This window comes from Pseudomonas cremoris (assembly GCF_014230465.1).
On sequence record NZ_JAAXCY010000007.1, the window covers coordinates 151,869 to 175,101 of the forward strand.

The 23,233-nt window shown below is 62.6% G+C and carries 17 protein-coding genes; 5 read left to right on the forward strand and 12 right to left on the reverse strand.

Features of this window, described 5'->3' with window-relative positions; all coding sequences use genetic code 11:
- Positions 1 to 31: 31 nt before the first annotated feature.
- The 3 genes from HF257_RS18710 to HF257_RS18720 are packed head-to-tail and all read right to left on the reverse strand — an operon-like array spanning position 32 to position 3,585.
- Positions 32 to 979, reverse strand: a complete 948-nt coding sequence (locus tag HF257_RS18710) for a dihydrodipicolinate synthase family protein (protein WP_185705856.1) — start codon at positions 977 to 979, stop codon at positions 32 to 34.
- 41 nt (positions 980 to 1,020) lie between these two features.
- On the reverse strand, positions 1,021 to 1,947 hold the full coding sequence (locus HF257_RS18715) for a 4-hydroxyproline epimerase (RefSeq protein WP_185705858.1): 927 nt from the start codon (positions 1,945 to 1,947) through the stop codon (positions 1,021 to 1,023).
- A 12-nt stretch (positions 1,948 to 1,959) separates the two neighbouring features.
- Positions 1,960 to 3,585 carry an APC family permease gene (locus HF257_RS18720; protein ID WP_185705860.1) on the reverse strand — a complete coding sequence of 542 codons (1,626 nt, stop codon included), beginning with the start codon at positions 3,583 to 3,585 and terminating at the stop codon, positions 1,960 to 1,962.
- A gap of 189 nt (positions 3,586 to 3,774) precedes the next feature.
- Here HF257_RS18720 and HF257_RS18725 point away from each other — a divergent pair, with 189 nt between their 5' ends.
- Both HF257_RS18725 and treS read left to right on the forward strand, forming a co-directional pair.
- Positions 3,775 to 4,524, forward strand: a complete 750-nt coding sequence (locus tag HF257_RS18725; protein ID WP_185705862.1) for an AraC family transcriptional regulator — start codon at positions 3,775 to 3,777, stop codon at positions 4,522 to 4,524.
- A gap of 186 nt (positions 4,525 to 4,710) precedes the next feature.
- On the forward strand, positions 4,711 to 6,777 hold the full coding sequence (gene treS, locus HF257_RS18730; RefSeq protein WP_185705864.1) for a maltose alpha-D-glucosyltransferase: 2,067 nt from the start codon (positions 4,711 to 4,713) through the stop codon (positions 6,775 to 6,777).
- Positions 6,778 to 6,812: 35 nt separating this feature from the next.
- Here treS and HF257_RS18735 read toward each other — a convergent pair whose 3' ends face one another.
- Complete coding sequence (locus HF257_RS18735; protein WP_185705866.1) at positions 6,813 to 7,487, reverse strand: response regulator; 675 nt, start codon at positions 7,485 to 7,487, stop codon at positions 6,813 to 6,815.
- Positions 7,488 to 7,490: 3 nt separating this feature from the next.
- Positions 7,491 to 8,876 (reverse strand): ATP-binding protein, encoded by a 1,386-nt coding sequence (locus tag HF257_RS18740; RefSeq protein WP_185705869.1) that lies wholly within the window; start codon positions 8,874 to 8,876, stop codon positions 7,491 to 7,493.
- A 146-nt stretch (positions 8,877 to 9,022) separates the two neighbouring features.
- On the opposite strand from HF257_RS18740, the gene HF257_RS18745 reads away from it, so the two are divergent.
- From HF257_RS18745 to HF257_RS18755, 3 genes are read left to right on the forward strand one after another with little or no spacing between them, the layout of a single operon-like run.
- Complete coding sequence (locus HF257_RS18745) at positions 9,023 to 10,192, forward strand: efflux RND transporter periplasmic adaptor subunit (RefSeq protein WP_185705871.1); 1,170 nt, start codon at positions 9,023 to 9,025, stop codon at positions 10,190 to 10,192.
- A gap of 2 nt (positions 10,193 to 10,194) precedes the next feature.
- Positions 10,195 to 13,326, forward strand: a complete 3,132-nt coding sequence (locus HF257_RS18750) for an efflux RND transporter permease subunit (RefSeq protein WP_185705873.1) — start codon at positions 10,195 to 10,197, stop codon at positions 13,324 to 13,326.
- Positions 13,323 to 14,687 (forward strand): efflux transporter outer membrane subunit, encoded by a 1,365-nt coding sequence (locus tag HF257_RS18755; RefSeq protein WP_185705875.1) that lies wholly within the window; start codon positions 13,323 to 13,325, stop codon positions 14,685 to 14,687. The genes HF257_RS18750 and HF257_RS18755 overlap by 4 nt, the downstream gene beginning before the upstream one ends.
- 128 nt (positions 14,688 to 14,815) lie before the next feature.
- Here the strand turns inward: HF257_RS18755 and HF257_RS18760 are convergent, their stop codons facing one another.
- Genes HF257_RS18760 through HF257_RS18790 form a run of 7 tightly spaced genes read right to left on the reverse strand, consistent with a single transcriptional unit; the run spans position 14,816 to position 22,676 of the window.
- Positions 14,816 to 16,015, reverse strand: a complete 1,200-nt coding sequence (locus tag HF257_RS18760; protein ID WP_185705877.1) for a dipeptidase — start codon at positions 16,013 to 16,015, stop codon at positions 14,816 to 14,818.
- Between the two features lie 2 nt (positions 16,016 to 16,017).
- The gene (locus tag HF257_RS18765; protein ID WP_185705879.1) at positions 16,018 to 18,306 is read right to left on the reverse strand and encodes a TonB-dependent receptor; all 2,289 of its coding nucleotides are present in this window, start codon (positions 18,304 to 18,306) and stop codon (positions 16,018 to 16,020) included.
- Between the two features lie 26 nt (positions 18,307 to 18,332).
- Positions 18,333 to 19,367, reverse strand: coding sequence for an ABC transporter substrate-binding protein (locus tag HF257_RS18770; RefSeq protein WP_185705881.1), 1,035 nt, complete (start codon positions 19,365 to 19,367; stop codon positions 18,333 to 18,335).
- Positions 19,364 to 20,566: a cystathionine beta-lyase gene (metC, locus tag HF257_RS18775; protein ID WP_185705883.1), complete on the reverse strand. Its 1,203-nt coding sequence runs from the start codon at positions 20,564 to 20,566 to the stop codon at positions 19,364 to 19,366. Before metC ends, HF257_RS18770 begins: the two co-directional genes overlap by 4 nt.
- Entirely contained in the window at positions 20,563 to 21,234 is a 672-nt protein-coding gene (locus HF257_RS18780; RefSeq protein ID WP_185705885.1) for an amino acid ABC transporter permease, read from the reverse strand. Before HF257_RS18780 ends, metC begins: the two co-directional genes overlap by 4 nt.
- Positions 21,224 to 21,961 carry an amino acid ABC transporter permease gene (locus tag HF257_RS18785; protein ID WP_185705887.1) on the reverse strand — a complete coding sequence of 246 codons (738 nt, stop codon included), beginning with the start codon at positions 21,959 to 21,961 and terminating at the stop codon, positions 21,224 to 21,226. The genes HF257_RS18780 and HF257_RS18785 overlap by 11 nt, the downstream gene beginning before the upstream one ends.
- Complete coding sequence (locus tag HF257_RS18790) at positions 21,954 to 22,676, reverse strand: transporter substrate-binding domain-containing protein (RefSeq protein ID WP_185705889.1); 723 nt, start codon at positions 22,674 to 22,676, stop codon at positions 21,954 to 21,956. The genes HF257_RS18785 and HF257_RS18790 overlap by 8 nt, the downstream gene beginning before the upstream one ends.
- Positions 22,677 to 23,233: the final 557 nt, after the last annotated feature.

Below are 23,233 nucleotides of genomic sequence, written 5' to 3' on the forward strand. Positions count from 1 at the left end.
CGCTGTGGAAGCCACAGCGGCGCGCAGTGCATCAGTCGACGTTCTGCTCGGCCGACCAGTTGGCGTACCACTGGCGGAACAGTGCGTATTGGTTTTCGGCGTAACGACGCTGGGCATCGCTGAGTACGTCGGTCTCGTTGAAGTGCAGGGCGTATTCCTGGTCGCCGTTGAGCACCATCAGGTGTTTGTAGTACAGCACCAGGTCACAGCCTTCATCGAATGACGACAGCACGGCCAGTGCGGCTTCGAGTTCACGGGCCAGGCGGCGCGCTTTGGCATCGCCCTTGGCGGCTTTTTTGCTCAGAGCCACCAGTTGCAGCACTTCGCGAGGCAGGGCGTTGCCGATACCGGTGATCGCGCCGGTGGCGTTGCAGTTGACGAAGCCGTGCACCACTTGGGTGTCCACGCCGACCATCAAGGTCACGCTATCGTCCTGGGAGGTGATGTGTTCAGCGGCGTAGCGCAGATCGGCACCACCGCCGAATTCCTTGAAACCGATGAGGTTCGGGTGTGCGCGACGCAGTTCGAAGAACAGGTCGGCGCGGGTGGCGAAGCCGTAGTAGGGGCTGTTGTAGATCACCGCCGGCAGGTTCGGTGCGGCGTCGAGAATCGCGGAAAAGTGCGCCTTTTGCGCGGTAGCCGAAGCGCCACGTGACAGCACGCGCGGGATTACCATCAAGCCATGGGCACCGACTTGGGCGGCGTGCGCTGCATGGGCCACCGCCTCACGGCTGTTCACCGCACCGGTACCGACGATGGTGGGCACGCCGGCCGCCACCAGGCGTGCCACGCCTTCCTGGCGCTCGGCTTCGGTGAGCAACGGCCAGTCGCCCATGGACCCGCAATACACCACGGCGCTCATGCCTGCATCGATCAGCTGGCGGCCCTTGGCAACCAGCGCGTCAAAGTCCGGCGTGCGCTGCGGGGTGCACGGGGTCATCAGGGCCGGGATGCAACCGGTGAAGATGTTATCGCTCATTGTTCTAACTCCTTGGAACGTTCAGTCAAATTGAGAGGGGCTCAGATGCCCCAGGCGAAGGGGTCTTGCTCGTCGATCAGCAAGGTGCTGTCGGCGGTCATGTAGGCGCGGCCAGTGATAAAGGGGCGTACGTGCTCGCCGTCCCATTCATAGCGGCCTTCGAACTGGCTGCCGGTGATGCTGGCTTGAACCCAGGTTTCACCGGGTGCGAGTTTTCCGTCGGCCGCCAGGCATGCCAGCTTGGCGCTGGTGCCGGTGCCGCATGGCGAACGGTCGTAGGCTTTGCCGGGGCACATCACGAAGTTGCGGCTGTGGGCGTGGGCGTCGTCGGCGAACAATTCGATATGGTCGATCAGTGCACCGTCGGCACCGCGAATCCCTTGATCTTCCAGGGCCTTGAGCATCGCCCAGGTGTAGTCGGTGAGGGCGTCGACGTCTTCCATCTGCAGGCGTTTACCGTGGTCGGACACCAGGAAAAACCAGTTGCCGCCCCACGCGACGTCGCCCAGCACCGCACCGTGGCCTGGCACGTCGACGGACACTTGTTGGCGATGACGGTACGCAGGCACGTTGCGCAGCGTGACTGAGCCGTCTGCATGCAGTGTCGCGGCAACCGGCCCCACGGGTGTGTCGATGGTGTGCACGCCGGGCGCGATGCGGCCCAGGTGGTGCAGCGATGCCACCAGGCCGATGGTGCCGTGGCCGCACATGCCCAGGTAGCCAGCGTTGTTGAAGAAGATCACGCCGCACGTCGCGCCAGGGGTCACCGCCGCGCAGTACAGCGCGCCCACCAGTACATCGTTGCCACGGGGCTCCAGCAGGCAGGCGCGGCGCCATTGGTCGTGGTCGGTGCGCAGGCTGTGCAACTGGTCGGCGATGGTGTTGCCGGTCAGCTCAGGAAAGCCGTTGAGTACCAAGCGCGTCGGTTCGCCGCCGGTGTGGGAGTCGATCACATGCAGTCGCTTCATAAAACGCTCCAATCAGTGGGTGGCGGGGGACAGCGGGACGCTGTAATGCGCGTCGCTGACGGCTTCGCTTTCGTCGTCTTCGGTTTCCAGTCGCACCAGGTGCGCCGGTACGCCAGTGGCCGCGCCCCAGTAGTAGATGCCCAGTGCGCAGACGGCGACGACAACGGTGTCGAAGGGGTGGCTGATAGCGCCGATGCCGCCAAAACTGCCGAGCTTGGACAGCAGGATCGTTACGGCGTAGAAGCCGATCAGCCAGGCTGACGAGCGCACCTGTTGCTTGAGGTTGAGGTGTGCCGTGGGCACCCAGCGGGCGCACAGCAGGTACACCACAAACATCAGGATTTGCAGGCCGAGCAGCCAGGACACGGTGCTCCAGCCCGACCAATACACAATCAGCGCTGCGATGATGAACGACAGCGGGCCCAGCACTGCCATGCCCTTGACCCGGAACGGGCGCACCATGTCGGGGGCGTTGCGGCGCAGCGCAGCAACAGTGACCGGGGCCACGGCGTAGCTGAGGATCAGCGCGGCGGACACCACATTGATCAGCGCTTCCCAGGACGGAAACGGCAGGGTCCAGAACACCGACAAACCAAAGGTCAGCCACAGCGCCGGGCGCGGGATACCAGACTTCTCGTCGATCCGCGTGAAGATCTTGAAGAACGTGCCGGTCTGCGCCCAGCCGTAGACCACACGCGGCGTGGCATTCATGTAGATATTGCCGCAGCCGCTGGGTGAGATCACCGCATCGGCCACCACCAGGTAAGCCAGCCAACCCACGCCCAGCGCCAGGGCGATATCGCGATAGGGCAGCGCCAACTCCTTGCTGATTCCAGCCCAGCCATTGGCGAGCATTTCCGTAGGCACACCGCCGAGGAATGCGGTTTGCAGCAGCACGTAGATTGCCGTGGACAGCAGCACTGAAAGGATCAACGCGATGGGAATCGTGCGCTGCGGGTTCTTCACTTCACTGGCCACCGAAATGATCGGGGTCAGGCCCAAGTAGGCAAAAATCACCCCACCGGCCGATACCGCCATTTCGATGCCTGAGAGGCCGAACGGCGCGAAACCATGCACCTGGAAGTTCGCCGGTTTGAAGAAGGTGAACAGCACGCCAATCACCAGCAACGGCACGATGAACTTGAACACGCTCACCAGGTTGTTGGCGATGGCGAAGGTCTTCACGCTGCGGTAGTTGAGGATGAAGAACAGGCACAGCAGGGCGAATTGCACCAGCCAGCCCAGGGTGGTCGGGTCGCTGGAGCCGGCCTTGGTCAACTCGGGAAACCACGCCGCCGCGTATTGGCGCGAGGCGACCACTTCAATCGCGACCAGGCTGGAAAATGCGATCAGCGTGATAAAGCCCATCAGGTAGCCCAGCAGCGGGCCGTGGGAGTACACCGGGTAACGCACCACGCCACCGGCGCGGGGCAATGCAGCGCCCAATTCGCAGTAGACGATGCCCAGCAGCAGCACCGCGAAACCGCCGAGCAACCACGAGAAAATCCCGGCCGGACCGGCGATGGCCGACACGTGGCTGGCCGCGAATAACCAGCCTGAACCAAAGATGGCACCCAGGCCGATAAAGGTGAGGTCCATCAATGACAGCTGTTTCTTAAATTTGCCTTGACCTGACATAGCGTCGCCTTCTTGTGAGTTATTGGATAGGCATGCAGTGGCCATAGAGTGAACGTGCGGAAGGCGCCGCGATTGATGTTTTTTGCCGGCAGTGATGACGAAATCAGCACAGTTTGCTCTGCTCGACAGCGGTTATGGCATGGTGCAATCTGCTACGCGTCGAGGGTTCAGCGAAGGGGATAAACCGTCATGATGCAAAGCGCGTTTGCGACCCTTTGCTGTGGGTGCGAAAGCATCGAGCAACTGATGACCGGCGTGGCGCAGTTGTTGCCGATGCTGGATGTGATCCCCAATGCAGCGATCTTTATCAAAGACACCCAGGCGCGCTATCTGCTAGCCAACCGCACGCTGGTGCAGCGTTGTGGGTTGAAACAGCTGCAACCACTGCTGGGCAAGACCAGCGCCGAGGTGTTTCCTGCGCAGTTGGGCCCTGGCTACACCGAACAGGACCGGCGCGTGCTGGAACAAGGTTTCGTCCTGGAAGACCAACTTGAACTGCACCTCTACGGCACCCGCGAACCGGGCTGGTGCCTGACCCACAAATGGCCGCTGTACGACCACAACGGCGCGATCATCGGGCTGGCGGGCATTTCGGTGGATCTGCAAACCGCCAGCGAAACCCATCCTGCGTACCAACGCCTTGCCGCCGTAGACGCGCACATCCGTAGCCACTTCAACCGCCGCGTCACCCTGGGTGAACTGACGAAAATCGCCGGCATTTCAGTGGCGCAGCTGGAACGCTACTGCAAGCGCGTGTTCCATCTGACACCCCGGCAAATGATCCAGAAAGTGCGGCTAGAACATGCCCACCGGTTGCTGCACACCGACATGCCGATTACCGAAGTGGCGTTGCAATGCGGGTATACCGACCACAGCGCGTTTACACGGCAGTTCAAGGCCTCAACAGGGTTTACACCAAGGCAATACCGCGAAACGTAGCAATGGAGAGCTAAATGGGTGGAACGGGCTTGCCCGCAAACGCGGAGTGCCAGGCAAAGCTGCTCCAGCCGAACCACCGCCTTCGCAGGCAAGCCAGCTCCCACAGTTACATTGCGATGCAACGAATGGCCCCCATGCCCCTCATATGTCTACAAGCAACTTTTCACGACCACGGGGACAGGGCTTATGACGGCGGCTGAAAACAACCATGTGAACTGGCTGGTAGAACAATCGATGCTTTACGCGGCACGCCAGCGCGCCAAGCTCTACTCGGGCCAGGGCCGGCTGTGGCAGCAGCCCTACGCGCAAACCCGGCCACGGGATGCCACGGCGTTGTCGTCGGTGTGGTTCACCGCGTATCCGGCGTCGATTGTGACCCGCGAGGGTGGGACTGTATTGGAAGCCCTGGGGGATGAAAGCCTCTGGCACGCGCTGTCGAAGATCGGTATTCAGGGCATTCATAACGGCCCGTTGAAGAAGTCTGGTGGCCTGAACGGCACGCGTCATACCCCCACCATCGACGGCAACTTCGACCGCATTAGCTTCGAGATCGACCCTGAACTAGGCACCGAAGCGCAGTTGCAGGCCATGACGCGCATGGCCGCTGCGCACAATGCGGTGATCATCGACGACGTGATTCCGTCCCACACCGGCAAGGGCGCGGATTTCCGCCTGGCCGAGATGGCGTACGAGGATTACCCGGGCCTTTACCACATGGTGGAAATCCGCGAGGAAGACTGGCCATTGTTGCCGGACGTCGCCGCAGGTCGCGATGCGCAGAACCTCAGCCCGCTGCAGGTGGATGCACTGCGTGACAAGCACTACATCGTCGGCCAGCTGCAACGGGTGATCTTCTTCGAGCCGGGCGTGAAGGAAACCGACTGGAGCACTACGCCGATTGTGATCGGCGTGGACGGCAAGCCACGACGCTGGGTGTACCTGCATTATTTCAAGGAAGGCCAGCCGTCTTTGAACTGGCTGGACCCAACCTTCGCCGCGCAGCAGATGATTATCGGCGATGCGCTACACGCCATTGATGTGATGGGCGCGAAGATCCTGCGTCTGGACGCCAATGGTTTTCTCGGTGTGGAGCGCAAGGTCGATGGCACGGCGTGGTCGGAGAGCCATCCGCTGTCGATCACCGGCAACCAGTTGATCGGCGGGGCGATCCGCAAGGCTGGCGGGTTCAGCTTCCAGGAGTTGAACCTCACGGTGGACGATATCGCTGCCATGTCCCACGGCGGCGCCGATTTGTCCTATGACTTCATCACCCGTCCGGCCTACCAGCACGCGCTGCTGATGGGTGATACCGAATTCCTGCGGCTGATGCTGCGCCAGATGCATAACCTGGGCATCGACCCTGGATCGCTGATCCACGCGTTGCAAAATCACGATGAACTCACCCTGGAGTTGGTGCATTTCTGGACGCTGCACGCCAATGACACGTTCCTGTATCAGGGCCAGACCTTTCCCGGCAACATTTTGCGCGAGCACATCCGCGAGCAGATGTACGAGCGCCTGGCCGGCGAGCATGCGCCGTATAACCTCAAGTTCGTGACCAATGGGGTGTCCTGCACCACCGCCAGCATCATCACGGCGGCCTTGGGGATTCGCGACCTGGAGGCGATTACCCCGGCGGATATCCAGCAGATTCGCCAGATTCACCTGTTGCTGGTGATGTACAACGCCATGCAACCGGGTGTGTTCGCGCTGTCTGGCTGGGACCTGGTGGGTGCGCTACCACTGGCTGCCGATGAGGTCTCGCACCTGATGGGGGATGGCGATACGCGCTGGATCCATCGTGGTGCCTATGACCTGGTGGACTTGAACCCCGACGCCGAACTGTCGGCAGGGATGATGCCGCGTGCCAGAACGTTATACGGCAGCCTGAACAGCCAACTACAAGACCCGGACTCCTTCGCCTCACAACTGCAAAAAATCCTCGCCGTACGCCGCGCCTACGACATTGCCGCCAGCCGCCAGATTTTGGTGCCGGACGTGCAACATCCGGGGTTGTTGGTCATGGTTCACGAATTGCCGGCCGGCAAAGGCACGCAGATCACCGCACTGAATTTCGGTGCCACGCCGATTACCGAAACCTTGCACCTGCCGGATGTGGCCGCTGGGTTGGTGGTGGACATTATCAATGAACGGGTCGAGGGGGATTTGACGGCAGAGGGAGCATTCACGATTACGCTGGATGCGTATGAAGGCCTGGCCTTGCGAGTGGTCAGCAGTACACCAATGGCGTGATCGAACATGGTCAACAGTGTAGGGGTAGGTTGACTTCACAATTGGAAGCGGTAACCCACCCCATACAACGATTCAATCGGCGTCTCCCCAGGACACGCCTGTTCCAGCTTGCGCCGCAGGTTGCGGATATGGCTGTCCACCGTTCGGTCGGTGACCACACGGTGGTCGGAGTAGAGGTTGTCCAGCAACTGGTCACGTGAGAACACCCGGCCAGGGCTGCGGGCGAAGGTGTTGAGCAGGCGCAGTTCCAGGGGGGTGAGGTCCAGGGTGATGCCGTCGAGCGTGGCCAGATACTGTGCCTCGTCGATCACCAGGCGCGACGCAGCGCTATTGAGCAGTTGCGGGCCGCGGCGCAGGATGGCCTTGACCCTGGCCACTACTTCGCGCGGGCTGAAGGGCTTGCAGATATAGTCGTCGGCGCCCAGTTCCAGGCCCAGCAGGCGGTCCACTTCTTCGACGCGGGCGGTGATCATGATGATCGGCACGGCGCTGAAACCCCGCAGGTCCTCGCACACTTGCATACCGTCGCGACCCGGCAGCATCAGGTCCAGCAGGATCAGCTTGGGGTCATGGGCGCGCACCGCCGGCACCACTTGCAGGCCGTTGTCCAGGCACAGCGTGCGGTAGCCCGCCGCAGTAAGGTAGTCGTGCATCAGTGCAGCGAGCTTGGGTTCGTCTTCAACGATCAGAATCGGGCGTTCATCGCTCATGGCTTACAAGCTCCTTGGCAAACGCAGGGTCAGCTGCAAACCGCCCAGCGGCGAGTGGGCCGCTTCCAGGCTACCGTCGTGGGCGAGGGCGATGCTACGGCAGATCGCCAAGCCCAGCCCCGCACCGCCACTTTCACGGTTGCGCGAGGCTTCGCCACGGTAGAACCGCTCAAACAACTTCGGCAGTTGGTTCGCTGAAACCCCAGGCCCGGAGTCGAGAAAGTCGATGCGCACCAAGTCCCGCTCCACCCCGAGGGTGATGCGCAGCGTTCCGTTGACGTCGGTGTAGCGCACGGTATTTTCCAGCAGGTTGGAGAACAATTGCTGCAGGCGGTTTTCATCCGCCAACAGCTCTACAGGCTGACTCGGCAGGTCCAGTTCGACCTGCAACTGCCGCGCGTTGAAGCGTTCCTGGTACATCGCCACAGTGTTTTCCAGCAGTTGATTGAGCACGCAAGGAGCCTTGCGATAGGTGAGGGCGCCGATATCTGCCAGGGACAACTCATACAGGTCGTCTACCAGCTTGCTGAGCATGCCGACTTCACCTTGCAGCGACTTCATTGAGGCCTGGTCCAGGGTGCGCACGCCGTCCTCTATCGCCTCCAGCTCACCCCGCAGCACCGACAGCGGTGTGCGCAGTTCATGAGACACATCGGCCATGAATTCGCGGCGCATCTTCTCGTTGCGCTCCAGGGTGTAGGCCAACTGGTTGAAGTCCCGGGCCAACTGGCCCACTTCGTCATTGGACGCCACCGCGACGCGGCTGCTGTAGTCACCGCTGGCCAAGCGGTGGGTGGCAGCGGCCACGCGCTTGACCGGCTCCAGCAACGTGCGGGCGATCCACCAGGCAATCAGCATCGCCATCAGCAACGAGAACACACCCATCACCAGGCTGGTGCGCAACTGATATTGCTGAAAACGTTCACCGCCGGCTTCGGTCACGCTCTGGAAGGGGGTGACGGCCAGCCAGCCGACGGTCTCACCGGCCACGACGATGGGCAGCGCCAGGGCGTCATCGCCAATGGCGGGGTAGCCGGTGACACGTTTCTTGTCTTTATCGAGCAGCGCGATACGAAACAGTGCACCGGTCAGGTCGGAGATCTGCGGTGTCTTCAAGTCCCGTATCAACGGCTTTTCTCCCGGTTCCGGGCGCATCACCTCGAACCAGCGATCCGGTTGGTTGCGAAAATACTCCCAGCTGCCTTCGCGCTCATAGGTGGCGACCAGGCGTGGCAATACCGGGGCCATGCGTTCCAGCGCCTGTTCATTGATATAGCCCAGGAACCCACGGCCAAAACTCCAACTGGTGGCGATGCCCATGCTGAGGATCACCAGCAACACGCCCGCCAGTACCGCAACAAACAACTTGGTGGAAATACTCAGCTTCATGAACTGGGGCCGTAAAAAAGAGACCTGACCATTTAGGCCCCCAGGCGCAAAACATTCAACCCAGGCGGGCAATCTTCAATTTTCCTGCACATTTGCCTTGCAGCATTGGGATAAGGCTTGCGCCATCCCGTCTTGCAGAGGCAGATATGTCGACCAAATACTTCGCCAAATACCTGGTAACCGCCGCGGTGTTGCTTTGCGTGATCATCCTCGCCGTGCTCGGTGGCTGCTCGGCCGGTGACCCGGCTCCGCAGGCCGTCGCGCCCACCGTGACGGTGCTGACAGTGCAACCGAAAAGCCAGGTGCTGACCACCGAACTGGCCGGACGCACTCAGGCGTTCATGGTCGCCGAGATTCGCCCTCAGGTCGGCGGCATCGTGCAGCAGCGCCTGTTCGTCGAAGGTGCCGAGGTCAAGGTCGGCCAGGCGCTGTACCAACTGGATGCCGCGCCCTACAAGGCAGCGCTGGCCCAGGCCGAGGCCACGTTGAGCAAGTCCCGCGCCACCCTGAAATCGGCGCAAACCACCGCCAAGCGTAACGCGCAACTGGTGAAGATCGACGCCATCAGCCAGCAAACCTTTGAGGATTCCGAGGCCACGTTGTTGACCGCCAGCGCAGACGTGCAGGTCGCCCAGGCCGACGTTGACACCGCACGCATCAACCTGGCCTATACGCGCATCAGCTCACCCGTCGCCGGGCGTATCGAAACCTCCACTGTCACCCCCGGCGCCCTGGTGGTGGCCAACCAGGACACGGCGCTGACCACCGTGCAGCAACTCGACCCGCTCTACGTCGACGTGACTCAATCCACCAGCGAACTGCTCGGCCTCAAGCGCGACCTGGCCAGCGGCGTGTTGCAGGCCAATGACGACGGCGAAGCGCGCATCAGCCTCAAACTGGACGATGGCAGCACCTACAACCACGAAGGTCGTCTCACATTCAGCGGTGTCAGCGTCAACCAGAGCACCGGTACCGTGACCTTGCGCGCGGTATTTCCCAACCCCGAACACCTGTTGCTGCCGGGTATGTACGTACGCGGCGAGCTGGAGCAGGCCCGCGATGAACAGGCAATCCTCGTCCCGCAAAAAGCCGTCACCCGCAGCGCCAGCGGCGTGACGTCGGTGTTGGTGGTGGTCCACGGCAAGGTCGAGCAGCGTGTGCTTACCGTCGACCGTACTGTGGGCAACCAGTGGTGGGTGACCGCCGGTTTGCAGGCCGGGGAGCAGGTGATCGTCGAAGGCGGGCAGAAGGTGCGCGTCGGCGCAGAGGTGCAAACCCAGACCGTGGATAGCAGCGCACTGGCGAAGGAGGGTTGAGCATGGCGCGTTTCTTTATCGATCGACCGATTTTTGCCTGGGTGATTGCCATCGTGATCATGCTTGGCGGCGCGCTGTCGATCAGCCAATTGCCGCTTGAGCAGTACCCGGACATCGCACCCCCCACAGTGCGCATCTCGGCCACCTACACCGGCGCCTCGGCCAAGACCGTCGAAGACTCGGTGACCCAGGTCATCGAGCAAGCACTCACTGGCCTGGACAACCTGACCTACATGTCGTCGTCCAGCAGCTCGGCGGGCAGCGCCAGTATCAACCTGACCTTTGGCGCCGGCACCGACCCGGACGTCGCGCAAATGCAGGTGCAGAACAAGCTGCAACAGGCCGAATCACGCTTGCCGCAGTCGGTACAAAGCGAAGGCTTGACGGTGACCAAGGGCGGTTCGGACTTCCTGATGATCGCCGCGTTGGCCTCGGATAATCCCAGCGTCACTGGCACCCAGATTGGTGACTACATCTCCAGCACCTTGCTCGACTCCATCAGCCGTATTGACGGGGTGGGCGAGGTGAGGACCCTGGGCTCAGGTTATGCCATGCGTATCTGGCTCGACCCGGCCTTGCTGGAAAAGTATGCACTGATGCCTTCGGACGTCAGTACTGCCCTGGAAGCGCAAAACACTGAGGTGTCCGCCGGCCAACTCGGCGCGTTGCCGGCTGCCAAGGGCCAGCAGCTCAACGCAACCATCACTGCGCGCAGCAAACTGCAGACCGTCGAAGAGTTTCGCCAAGTGGTGGTCAAGTCCAGTAGTGACGGTGCTGTTGTGCTGCTGGGGGATGTGGCCACGGTCGAACTGGGCAGCGAGAGCTACGACGTAAATTCGGCCCTTAACGGCAAGCCCGCTGCCGCCATGGGCGTGCAGCTGGCAGCGGGCGCGAATGCGCTCAAAGTCGGCGAGGCAGTCAAGGCCAAGCTCAAGGAGATGGAACCGTACTACCCGACCGAAATGCAGCTCAACAATGTGATTGCCTACGACACCACCCCGTTCGTGAGCCTGTCCATCGAGGAAGTGGTCAAGTCGCTCGGCGAGGCCATCGTGCTGGTGGTGCTGATCATGTTCCTGTTCCTGCAGAACCTGCGGGCCACGCTGATCCCGGCGATCACCGTGCCGGTGGTGTTGCTCGGTACCTTTGGCGTGCTGGCGTTGTTCGGGTACTCCATCAACACACTGACCATGTTCGCCATGGTGCTCGCCATCGGCTTGCTGGTGGACGATGCCATCGTGGTGGTTGAGAACGTTGAGCGGGTGATGAGCGAAGAGGGGCTGTCTGCCCTCGAGGCCACACGCAAGTCCATGGCGGAAATCACCAGCGCGCTGGTGGGTATCGCGCTGGTGCTGAGTGCAGTGTTTATCCCGATGGCGTTTTTTGGCGGTTCCACCGGCATCATCTACCGGCAGTTTTCCGTGACCATCGTTTCGGCCATGGTGCTTTCGGTGCTGGTGGCGATGACTCTCACACCCGCGCTCTGCGCGACGATGCTTAAAGCCACGGATGCCCATGGCACGCAGCGCGGCTTCTTTGGCTGGTTCAACCGTGGTTTCGAACGTTGCTCGGCACGCTACGAAGGCCTGGTCGGGGCCGTATTGAAGCGTGGCAAACGCAGCCTGGTGGTGTACGCCTTGGTGGTCTTGGCCATGGCGGGCGGTTACGCCAGCTTGCCGACTTCGTTTCTGCCGGATGAAGACCAGGGCATCCTCATGGCGCAAATCCAATTGCCGGTCGGCGCCACCGACAGCCGCACGCAAGCGGTCATGGCGCAGTTTGAGGCGTACATGCTCAAGCAGCCGGAAGTCGAGGCGATGATCAGCATCAGCGGCCTGGGCATCGTGGGTAACAGCCAGAACACCGGACGTGCGTTCATCCGCCTCAAGGACTGGAGTGAGCGTACGGCCAGCGGCCAGGATTCGGCCTCGATTGCCCAGCGTGCCACCTTGGCGCTGTCGAGTATTGGCGATGCCAATGTGTTCGTCATGCTACCGCCAGCGGTGCGTGGCCTGGGGCAGAGCTCGGGGTTTGACCTGCAGCTCAAGGACCTGGGTGGGCTGGGCCATGACGCCTTGGTGGCGGCACGCGAACAGTTTATCGAGCTGGCAAAAAACGACCCGCGCCTGCTTGGCGTGCGCAGTAACGGCCTCGATGATTCGCCGCAGCTGAAAGTCACCATCGACGACCGCAAGGCCGGTGCCTTGAGCCTCAGCACCAGCGACATCAACAGCACCTTGTCCACCGCCCTCGGCGGCAGCTATGTGAATGACTTCCTCAACCAGGGCCGTGTGAAGAAGGTGTACGTACAGGGCGCAGCCGACTCGCGCATGCAGGCGGCGGACCTGGACCATTGGTTCGTGCGCAACAGCAACGACGAGATGGTGCCGTTTTCATCCTTCGCCAGCAGTTCGTGGAGCTACGGTTCGCCGTTGCTGGAACGCTACAACGGCAGCGCGTCATTGGAAGTGGTGGGCGACCCTGCGCCAGGGGTGAGCTCTGGCGTTGCAATGGATGTGGTTGAAGCGATTGCCAAGCAACTGCCCCAGGGCATTGGTTATGAGTGGACCGGGCAATCCTACCAATTGCGGCTGTCCGGCTCGCAGGCGCCGCTGTTGTACGCGGTGTCGGTGCTGTTCGTATTCCTGTGCCTGGCGGCGTTGTACGAGAGTTGGTCGGTGCCGTTTTCGGTGATCCTGGTGGTGCCGCTGGGTGTGATTGGGGCGGTGTTGGCCACACGCTTTACTGGCCTGAGCAATGACGTGTATTTCCAGGTGGGGCTGCTGACCACCGTGGGGCTGGCGGCGAAAAACGCGATCCTGATCGTCGAGTTTGCCAAGCACTTGCAGGAACAGGGCAATAGCCTTCGCGAAGCCACACTGATTGCCGTGCGCCAACGCCTGCGGCCGATCCTGATGACCTCCCTGGCGTTCATGTTTGGCGTATTGCCGCTGGCCCTCAGCAGTGGCGCAGGTTCCGCAGGGCGCCGCGCCATCGGTACGGGCGTGCTGGGCGGCATGTTCAGCGCCACGGTGTTGGGGATCTTCTTTGTACCGTTGTTCTTTGTGCTGATCCGCCGCCGTTTCGGGCGCACCAGTACAGCGACCCAAACCGCGCAGAAAGGTGACGCATGATTAGGTTTTATTGGCCGATCCTGGCCACACTGGCCCTGAGTGGCTGCATCAACCTGGCGCCGGATTACCAGCAGCCCGAGGCCCCCGTACCGACCGAATGGCAAGCAACGGTCAGCGGTGACGTCGCGGCGGATATCCAGTGGCAGCAGTTCTTCACCGACAGCCGCCTGGCCAAACTGCAAACCCTGGCCCTGGCGAACAACCGCGACCTGCGCCTGGCTAGCCTGAACATCGAGAAAGCCCAGGCCCAATACCGCATCCAGCGCGCGGCGGCGTTTCCAACGATTGATGCAGGTGTCAGCGGCACCCATGCGCGTACCGCCAGCAGCGGCACCACGCACGACTACACTGCGCAGCTGGGGTTGAGCAGTTACGAAGTGGACGTGTTTGGTCGTGTGCAGAACCTGCAGGACGAGGCGCTGGAAGCCTACCTTGCACTGACCGAAACCCGGCGCAGCACGCAAATCAGCCTGGTGGCCGAGGTGGGCACCGCCTGGCTGACCCTGGCCGCTGACAATGAGCGCCTGCAATTGGCCGAGGACACCCTGGCCAGCCAGCAGGCCACCTACGAACTGACCCAGCGCAGCCATGCACTGGGCGGCTCAGCGGCGTTGGCCGTTGCCCAGGCGCAAACCACCGTGGAATCGGCACGGGGCGACGTAGCGGAGTACCAGAGCCAGATCCTCCAGGACCGTAACGCCTTGCGCCTGTTGGTGGGCAGTGACATTCCCGACGCCTTGTTGCCAGGCAGCCGCCTGCAATCGGCGGCTGCGCTGGTGCAAGTCCCGGCTGAGTTGCCGTCGAGCCTGCTGCAGCGACGCCCCGACGTGCTGGCGGCGGAACACAACCTCAAGTCGGCCAATATCGATATCGGCGCGGCCCGTGCGGCGTTTTTTCCCAGCATCAGTTTGACGGCGAACGCCGGTTCGGCGAGTTCTGCGTTGTCCAGTCTGTTCAAGGCCGGTAGCGGTGCATGGACCTTTACGCCAAGCATCAGCGTGCCGATCTTCGACGCCGGCAGTCACCGCGCCACGCTGGATGCGGCCAAGGTGGAGAAGGAAATCCAGGTGCAGACCTATCAGCAGACCCTGCAAACCGCGTTCAAGGAAGTGGCGGATGCCTTGGCCGTACGCAGCACCCTGGACCAGCGGCTGGCTGCGCAGCAAGCGCTGACCGACGCCAGTCAAAAGAGCTTCGAGCTGTCTGATGCGCTCTACCGCGCAGGCTCCCAGAGCTATCTTGAAGCCCTAGATTCGCAGCGCTCGCTGTACAGCGCCGAGCAGGACCTGATCACACTGCGCCTGGCGGAGCAGAGTAACCGAGTAACCCTGTACAAAGTGATGGGCGGCGGCTGGCAATAAGTAGTGAGCGGGCTTGTCCCGCGCTGGGGGGCGAAGCCGCCCCAAAAACAGACACCGCGGTTTGCCTGAAACACCGCGGCGTCCTATTTAGGGCGGCTTCGCCCCCCAGCGCGGGGCAAGCCCGCTCACTACAAAGCTGCCGACTGTGCGGCCTGTAGCACCCGCAGCAAATTCCCGCTCCAGATATTCCCCACCTGCTGCTCGGTATACCCAGCATCCAACAACCGTTGGGTGATCACCGGCAATTGGCTCACATCCTCCAGGTCGCTAAGGCCCCCTCCGCCATCCCAGTCCGCCCCGATCCCCACATGCTCCGGCCCGGCCACGTCAAGCAAATGCAACAGGTGCTTCATGAACACATCAAGGTCCGCCTTGGGTTGGGCGAAGCGCTCGTTGATCGTGTCGCGCTCCTGGTACAGGTCCTTGACCTGCTCCGGGCTCAGCGCGGCCAGGTTGTGGAAGTGTGCACCCAGGGCGGCCATGGCTTTGTTGCGTTCCGGGTTTTGCTTGAGCGGGATCAGGTAGTCGCTGTAGGCGTTGACCTGGATCACGCCGCCCTTGGCTGCCAATTGGCGTACGCGGTTGTCGTCCAGGTTGCGCGGGTGCGGGTTGACTGCACGGCTGCTGGAGTGGGACGCGATAATCGGTGCGGTGGACAACGCCAGCATCTGGTCGAACACCGCGTCGCTGGCGTGGGACACGTCCAGCAGGATGCCCAGGCGGTTGGCCCGTTGCACCAGGTCACGGCCCTTGGGGCTAAGGCCTTTCCATTCCGGCAGGGCGGTGGCGGAATCCGCCAGGTCGTTGTTCATGAAGTGCACCAGGCCGAGCATCCGCAACCCTTGGCGGTAGTAGGTGTTCAGCAGTTCCGGGTCGGAACTCAGCGGGTCAGCGTTTTCCATGCTGATAAACACCACGCGCTTGCCCTGGGCTGCGATGCGCCGGGCGTCGTCGGCGGTAAGGGCGAGGGCGAAGCTGTCGGGGTTGCGGTCGATCACATCACGGATGCGCGTGAGCGTGGCCAACCCATAAGCGCTGGCGTAGGCGCGGCCTTCTTCGGTGCGTGGGCCTTGTGGGGTGTAGACCGCGAAGAAGCCGCCATCCAGGCCGCCTTCGCGCATACGCGGCAGGTCGACCTGGCTACCGTCCTGGCGATAGTCGTGGCGCTCGGTAATGTTCCAGCTGGGGCGGGTCAACGTGAGGGGTGTGTCGAGGTGACTGTCCAGCACCAATAGGCGTTGGTGCAGGGCCAGGGTGTTGGGGCTGACGGTGGTTTGGGCGTTGGCCAGCAGTGGCAGCAGGGCGAGTAACAGCAGGCGCTTGGTCATGTTCAGAACTCCATGCTCAAGGTGCTTTGGAAGGTGCGCGGCGAGCCCGGGCGGAACACGGCGGGGCCGCTGGTGCTGGTGAGGATGTAGCCCAGGTAGTCCTTGTCGAAGATATTGTCGAGGTTGAAGCGCAGCTTCACGTTTTTCAGCGGGCCGTAATGCAGCTGCTCGCCGCCCAGGTCCAGGTAGGCGTTGTACAGGGTGTAGCCGGGCACCGATTCGCTGTTGGTGAAGTTGCTGTAGCGCTCGCCGATGTAGCGTGCCGAAAAATTCAGCAGCGCCCACGGCGCCAACTCGTAGGTGACCCCGGCCTGGGCCAGCCAGCGCGGGCTGTCGGGCACGTCGTTGTCGCGGATCGACAGGCCGGCGGCATCGTTCTGGAACGTGGACTTGTTATAGGTCAGGTTGCCGTTAAGCACGATCTTGTCTGCTAGCACCGGCGGCTTCCACTGTCCGCTCAACTCGGTGCCATAGGCCTGCACCTTGCCAACGTTCTGGTAGTAGGTTTCCACTTGGCTGCTGCCCGGCACCGGTGAGGCGAAGGCTTGCAGGCGGTTGTCGAAGTCAGTGCGGTAGATCGCCCACGAGGCGTTGAAGGTCGGGCGATTGATGCGGTAGCCCACCTCATAGTTCTTCGCCCGTTCGGCATCCGGTGGCGGCGCGCTGGGGCTGGCGGCGCGGAAGATATCGTCGGCGCCACGGGGCAGGGCCATATTCTCCGAATAGGAGGCAAACACTTGGGTGTCGTCGGTCAGGTTGTAGACCAGCCCGGCCTGGGGTAGGAACGCGTCGTTCCACTGGGTGCTGATGCGCGGCTCGCGGTTGTTGATGTAGTCGCCCGCGTTGCGGTAACCCTCGATACGGTACTTGAGGTTCAGGCTCTTGAACCCGAACTGCAGGCGCAGGCGATCATCGAGCAGGGTCCAGGTGTCCTTGAGGTGGTATTGCAGCGAATTGCGCGTGGAGCTGAAATCCCCTTGCAGGTGCACTGGCTCGTTGAACAACGGCGTGCCGTCCGGGCTGCCATCGGTGAGGTTGTAGCGACCTTGCTGGCGGTTGAACACATCGGTTTCGGCCCACAGGCCGGTGTCTATCTGGTGCTGGCCGATGTCCCATTGCAGCCCGGTACGCCCGCCGAAGCGATGCCCGCTGAGGGATGACAGCCCGTACTGCACGCCCTTGGGCGCGAACAATCCATCCACATTGCTCTCGGCGTTGTGCAGCGCCAGCGAGGTGGCGTAGGCCTCGGGGGACACACCAAAGCCTTTCTTGGCCTCGTAGTACAGGGTGGTGTAGTTGAGCAGGTCCGGACGGATTTCGAATTGGCCGCCCAGGCTGTAAAGAGTGTCGCGCCGCTGGTTCACCGCCTGTTTGTAGTACTGGTTGTAATTGGTGTTGCTGTAGCGCACGCCGGGCACGGTTTCGGGCAGGTCCGGCAGGCTGCCGAGGTAGGCGAAGTAACGACCCGAGCGGCCAAACGGGTCATTGGCGGTGCCCTCGTACTGGGCGATGCTGACGTAGGGCGAGTCGTAGTCATAGAACGAGTTGTGTACCGCGCGCAGCCACACCTCATCGCGATCGCCGAAGCGGTAGCGCACCTTGGCTTCCAGGTGCTCGCGGTCGATGGTGCCGGGGCCGCGCCACAGGTCGCCATCGATTTTTGAACGGCTGAAATACGCCGACAGGCCCTGGTACTCGCCACTTTGCAACTTGACGAAACTGCGCCGCAGACTGTCACTGCCCAGGGTGTAGGACAGGCTCACGCCGGGCTCCACCGTGGGGTTGCTGGTTTGGTAATCCACGTACGGGCCCAACGATGCATAACCCGATTGCGACACATCGCCGGCCCCCGTCGAGGCGGTGACGCGCTCGGTGTTTTCGTTGTCGACATAGCGATAGATCGGGCTGCCACCGAACTGGTCGGTGCGGCCCAACGGTACACCGTCGATGGAAAACCCGATCTGTTGCAGGTTGAACGCGCGCACAAACACCGAGTTGCCGAACTCGTACAAGCCCAACGCATCGTTGACCTGTACGTTGAAACCCGGCAGCGCTTCGAGCATTTTCAGCCCGGATGTGCCGGCCGGGGCCGATTGCAATGCCTGGTGCGAGATCGCCAGGGTATTGCTGATCTTGTCTTCGCCGATGGCGGCGCTGGCTTCGGTCACGCGAGCGCCGACCACCTCGACTTTGCTCAGTTGCGGTTCGGTGGAACTGGCGGCCTGTGCCGCCCAACTTGTATCGGCCACCAGCAGGCTGGCGAGCAGGGTCTTGCGGTACTGAGCAATCATTGTCTGTCCTTGGCAAAAGTGCGGCTTCAGAGCCCGGCGTGGGCTCTGGCGAGAAAGTCGGGTTGGGCCCATTCGTGCACGCTGAAATCGTTCTGCAGGAAGCCGCGTTGCACCAGAAAGTCCTTCTTCAACTCCAGGGCCGCAAGGTTCTGCGGGCCCAGCTGCGGCACAAAATCCAGCTCGCCGATGGCGCTGCGGATAAACGCGGCATCCGGCAAGAAGGTGACCCGGGTGAAGAGTTCGGCCGCCGCGTCACGGTGGCTGTTGATCCAGCGTCCGGCACGGATGGCGGCGCGCAGGAAGGCCACCACCACGTCCGGGTGTTCTTCGGCGAAGGCGCGGTTGACCGTGGTGGCGTAGGGGCCGTTGTGGTTCTTGAGGGTCCAGTCCGGGTAGCGTTCCAGGTCCTCGATCACGGTGAATTCACCGCTGGCGAGCAGCGCGGGTACATGCCCGGCGGCGATATGCACTGCGTCCACGCGGCCTTCGGCCAGGGCGCGTACCTCATGCCCCGGCTTGCCGTGCAGGCCATGCAGCTGCGACCAGAACGCCGAAGGCCGCACAGCAGGTTGCAAGGAGTGGGGGTCGCCTTCGTCCTCAAGCTCGATCAACCGCACTTGCGACGGCTCAAGCCCCGCCAGTTGCAGCGCGTTGAACAGGCCGTGTTCGGCCAGGGCCTTGAGCACATCCACCCGCGCTTTGTTGCGGCTCACCGGCACGCCGATGCGCTTGCCGAACAAGTCCGGGACCTGGCGGATACGTCCATCGGCACGCACCAGTACCTGGCCGGCACGCTGGGTGGCGGTGGTGGCCACCAGCAGCGTATCGGCCTGGTCGGCACGGGCCCACAACGCCGGTACTGCACCGCCGTCGCGGACCAGGCGTGATTCGCCGTGGGTGAAGTGGGGCAGCCAGCCCTGGTTGTCGGGCAGCGAGCGCAGGTAGATCGCCTCGGCGCCGACGCGTTGGTATTCCTCTTCCAGCCAGCCGAGTTCCACGGCGAGATTGGATGCGACCAGCAGCGGGCAAATGCTGTAGTGGGTGGGCAGGGCTTGGCTCATGGCAGACTCCTTGACGATGGTTGGGTGACACTCAGGTGTTCCAGACCTTGTTGCAGGTCGGCGATCAAGTCCTCGACTGCCTCAAGGCCGACATGCAGGCGCAGCAACACGCCGTCGGCGATCTGTGCCGAGGGATGGCGTTGCTGTGTGCGGATCAGGCTTTCGAAACCGCCCCAACTGGCGCCCATGGCAAACAGGCGCAGGCTTTCGAGGAAGGTGCTGATCAGTGGCTCGGGGGCGGGCTTGAGCACTACGCCGAACAAGCCGGTGGAACCGAGAAAATCGCGTTGGAAGATCGCGTGCCCCGTGGCTCCAGGCAGTGCGGGATGCAGCACCTGGGCGACCTCCGGGCGCTGTTGCAACCAGCGCGCAACGGTCAACGCGCTGCTTTCGTGCTGACGCAAACGCACGCCGAGGGTGCGCAGGCCGCGCAAGCCGAGATAGGCGTCATCGGCACTGGCGATGTAGCCCAATTGGCGCACGGTTTCGCGCACACCGGCGTACAACGGCTCAGTGGTCACGATCACGCCAAGCATGGCGTCGCTGTGGCCCACCAGGTACTTGGTGGCGGCGTGGATCGAGATGTCCACGCCGTGTGCGAACGCCTTGAAAAACAGCGGCGTGGCCCAGGTGTTGTCCAGCATCAGCAGCGCACCGTGGGCGTGGGCAGCACGGGCGAGGGCGGGAATGTCCTGCACTTCAAACGTGCTGGAACCGGGGGCTTCGGCATACACCAGGCGGGTATTGGGTTGGATCAATCCGGCGATGTCCTCGCCCAGCATCGGCGCAAAATACGTGGCCTGGATGCCGTAGCGCGGCAGGATCTGGTCGAACACCTGGCGCGCATGCCAGTAGCAATTGTCGGTCACCAGGATGTGGTCGCCGGCCCGTGCCACCGCCAACACCGCGCCGACAATCGCCGCCAGCCCGCTGGGCATGATCAGCCCACGAAAACCTCCCTCCAACTGCGCCACCGCGTCTTCGAACGCGGCGGTGGTGGGGTTGCCGTTGCGCCCGTAGATATGGCCGCGGTAATGCGGGTCATCGGCGTTGTGCAGGTGGTTTGGCAAAGTGCTGGTGTCGGGCCAGATGAAGGTGGAACTGCGATACACCGGCGTGTTCACGCTGCCTTCGTGGCTGGCGGGATCGCGTCCCAGGTGGGTCAGAAGAGTGTCGTCACGCATGCGTTGGGTGCTCATGAGCGCTCCAGCCGTTTGGCCAGGCGGGAGAGGGGGTAGATGTAAAGAAAGAACGCGATGAAGACCAAACCGTAGGCAGGCAACAGCAGGTCGCTGCGCAGTTGGGTGGAGAGGTGCGATTGCACGGTGGTCATCAGCTCTTCCACCCCGAGCAGATTGGCCAGGGAAGTGGACATGGTCACCGCGCAATACAGGTTCACCCACGGCGCGACCAGGTTCGGCAGGGTCTGCGGGATGATCACGTAGCGCAGCGCCTGGCCGTGGCTCAACCCCAAGGCGTGGGCGGCTTCCCACTGGCCTGTGGGCACTGCACGCACAGCGCCGCGCACGATCTCCGAGACATAGCCGATGGCGGGCAACGCCAGTCCCAGGGCGACCTTGAGCCAGTCCGGCAACTGCCACCAACGCCCGGCCCAATGCACTTCATAGGGCAACAAGTAGGCCACGTAGAACATCACCACCAGCCACGGCAGGTTGCGCAGTAGACGGCTCAGGTAGCCGGCGCTGCGGCGCAGGTTTGGCTGGGCGCTGACCTGCAAGCTGCCGAGCAACACACCGGCCAGCGTCGCCACCAGCATCGCCGTGACGCCCATCAAGATATTCAGGCCAAAGCCTTGCAACAGCGCCGGCGCCCACTGCCACAGCAACAGCAACGGTTCAGGCAGCATCGGGCAACTCCTGGCCGGGCAAGCGCAGGTGCGCTTCCAGGCGGCGCAGCAACCAACTGCTGACGCCGATCAACACCAGCCAGACCACCAGCAGCACCTGCATCATCTCGGCGACGTTGAAGTTGTCGGACCAGATCCGGTTGCTCGCATAGAGCAGTTCCGGTACCGCAATCGCGTAGGCAATCGAGGTGGACTTGATGGTCTGCACCACCGTATTGCCCATCGCCGGCAGGCTGTTGCGCAGGGCCAGCGGCAGCACGATATGCACTAACACCGTACGGCCCTGCAGCCCGAGGGCGGCCGCCGCTTGCAGTGTTGAGTGCGGGACGGCGTCGATCCCGGCGCGCAGGTTCTGCGCCTGGAACGCGCCGTTGTGCAGGCCGATCACGATGATCGCCCACTGCGTGCCATTGAGCAGGCGCACGCCGTCCACCAAAGGCAGTAGCGCACCGACGCCGAAGTAGAAAAAGAACAACTGAACCAGCAGTGGCGTATTGCGAAACAACGCGACGTAAGCGCTGCTGATGCCGCGCCACAGCGGGCGACGCGAGCCAAGGCCAGCCGCGCCGAATACCCCGAGGATCAGCGACAGCCCAATGCTTGCCACCGACAACCCCAAGGTCAGGCCCAGGCCCAGCAGGAAGCGCTGACGGTCCATCGGGTCCCACACAATGCTCAGCAGCAAGCCATGCTGCTCCAGCCACAGACGCAGACTGATCTCACTCATGCCGTGCCTGCGAATGCTGCTGCGCCACCCAGGCATTTGGCGCCAGGCCGTAACGCTGTTCCAGTTGGATGATCAACCCGTTGGCGTGCCAGCCTTCGACAATTTCCGACACCGCCGCCAGCAACTCAGGCTGACCCTTGCGCAAGGCAATACCCCACTGTGCGGGATCTTGTCCTGGAAGCTTCACCTCGTAATCGGCCCACTCGGGCTGGCGAGCGAGCGCGCTGTACAACGCATCGTCGCCCATCGCGCCCAGGCATCGGCTGTCGGCCACAGCCTTGCGCACCTCGGCGGTACCGTTGAACGAAGCGAACTGCACCCCGTAGCGGTTTTCGAACGGGCGTACCCACACACTGGTGGCGGGCGCGCAAAGGGTCTTGCCTCTCAGGCTCTCCCAATCGGGTACAGCCGTGGACTTAGGCGCGAAGACCGTGGCCGCCGAGCTGTAGAAACCGGGGCTGGCAAAATCCACTTCGCGGCGGCGTGCGGGGGTGTCGAGCAAGGACGTGACCAGGACTTCGCAGCGGCCTTGGTTGAGGAACAGCAAGCGGTTTAGCGGATTGACCTGCACCAGTGACAGCTTCAGCGGCTGGCCGACACGGGCGGAGAGCTGCTGTTGCAAGTCGACGATCAAATCCATGATCAGGCCGGAGGGTTTGCCTTGGGCGTCCAGCGTTTTGAAGGGTGGGAATTCATCGCTGGTGCAAACGTTCAAGGTGCCGCGCGATTGCGCACGTTCCAGAAGCGGCTCCGCAAAAGCGGGGAGTGTGCTAAAGGCAAACAAAGCAACCAGCGCCAAGGAGGCATGGATATGTCCTTGGGCTGATCCAACAGACGCGGCGGCTTGAAGGCCGTCTTCGCGAGCAAGCCCGCTCCCACAGGTGGATCGCGGGGCGGCAATCAGGTTGCATCCCATCCCTACAACCTGCAAACGCGCACGCTTGAAAACACCGGTCGGCTCTAAGGCCGCCGCGCTTTGCTTTTGATCTAGGCGCCCCGTTAAACCACGCTGGCCGAACGAAGGTTTGAATCCGTGGGTAACCCGGCAGGACGCCGGGTTAGCCGCACTGGGCCATGGATGGCCCATTGCGGCGGCCCACGGATTCAAGCCTTCGTTCGGGCACACCGAGCCTAGGCGAGGTGCCGAGTGGTGGGGCAAGAGCCCTTTGGTTACTTTGGGGCTTTTCCAAAGTGACCCGCCGTAAGGGCGGAACCCATAGTGGCCCTGACCAAAAAAATGGATATGAGCGCGGTCTGATCCAGCAATCCGGC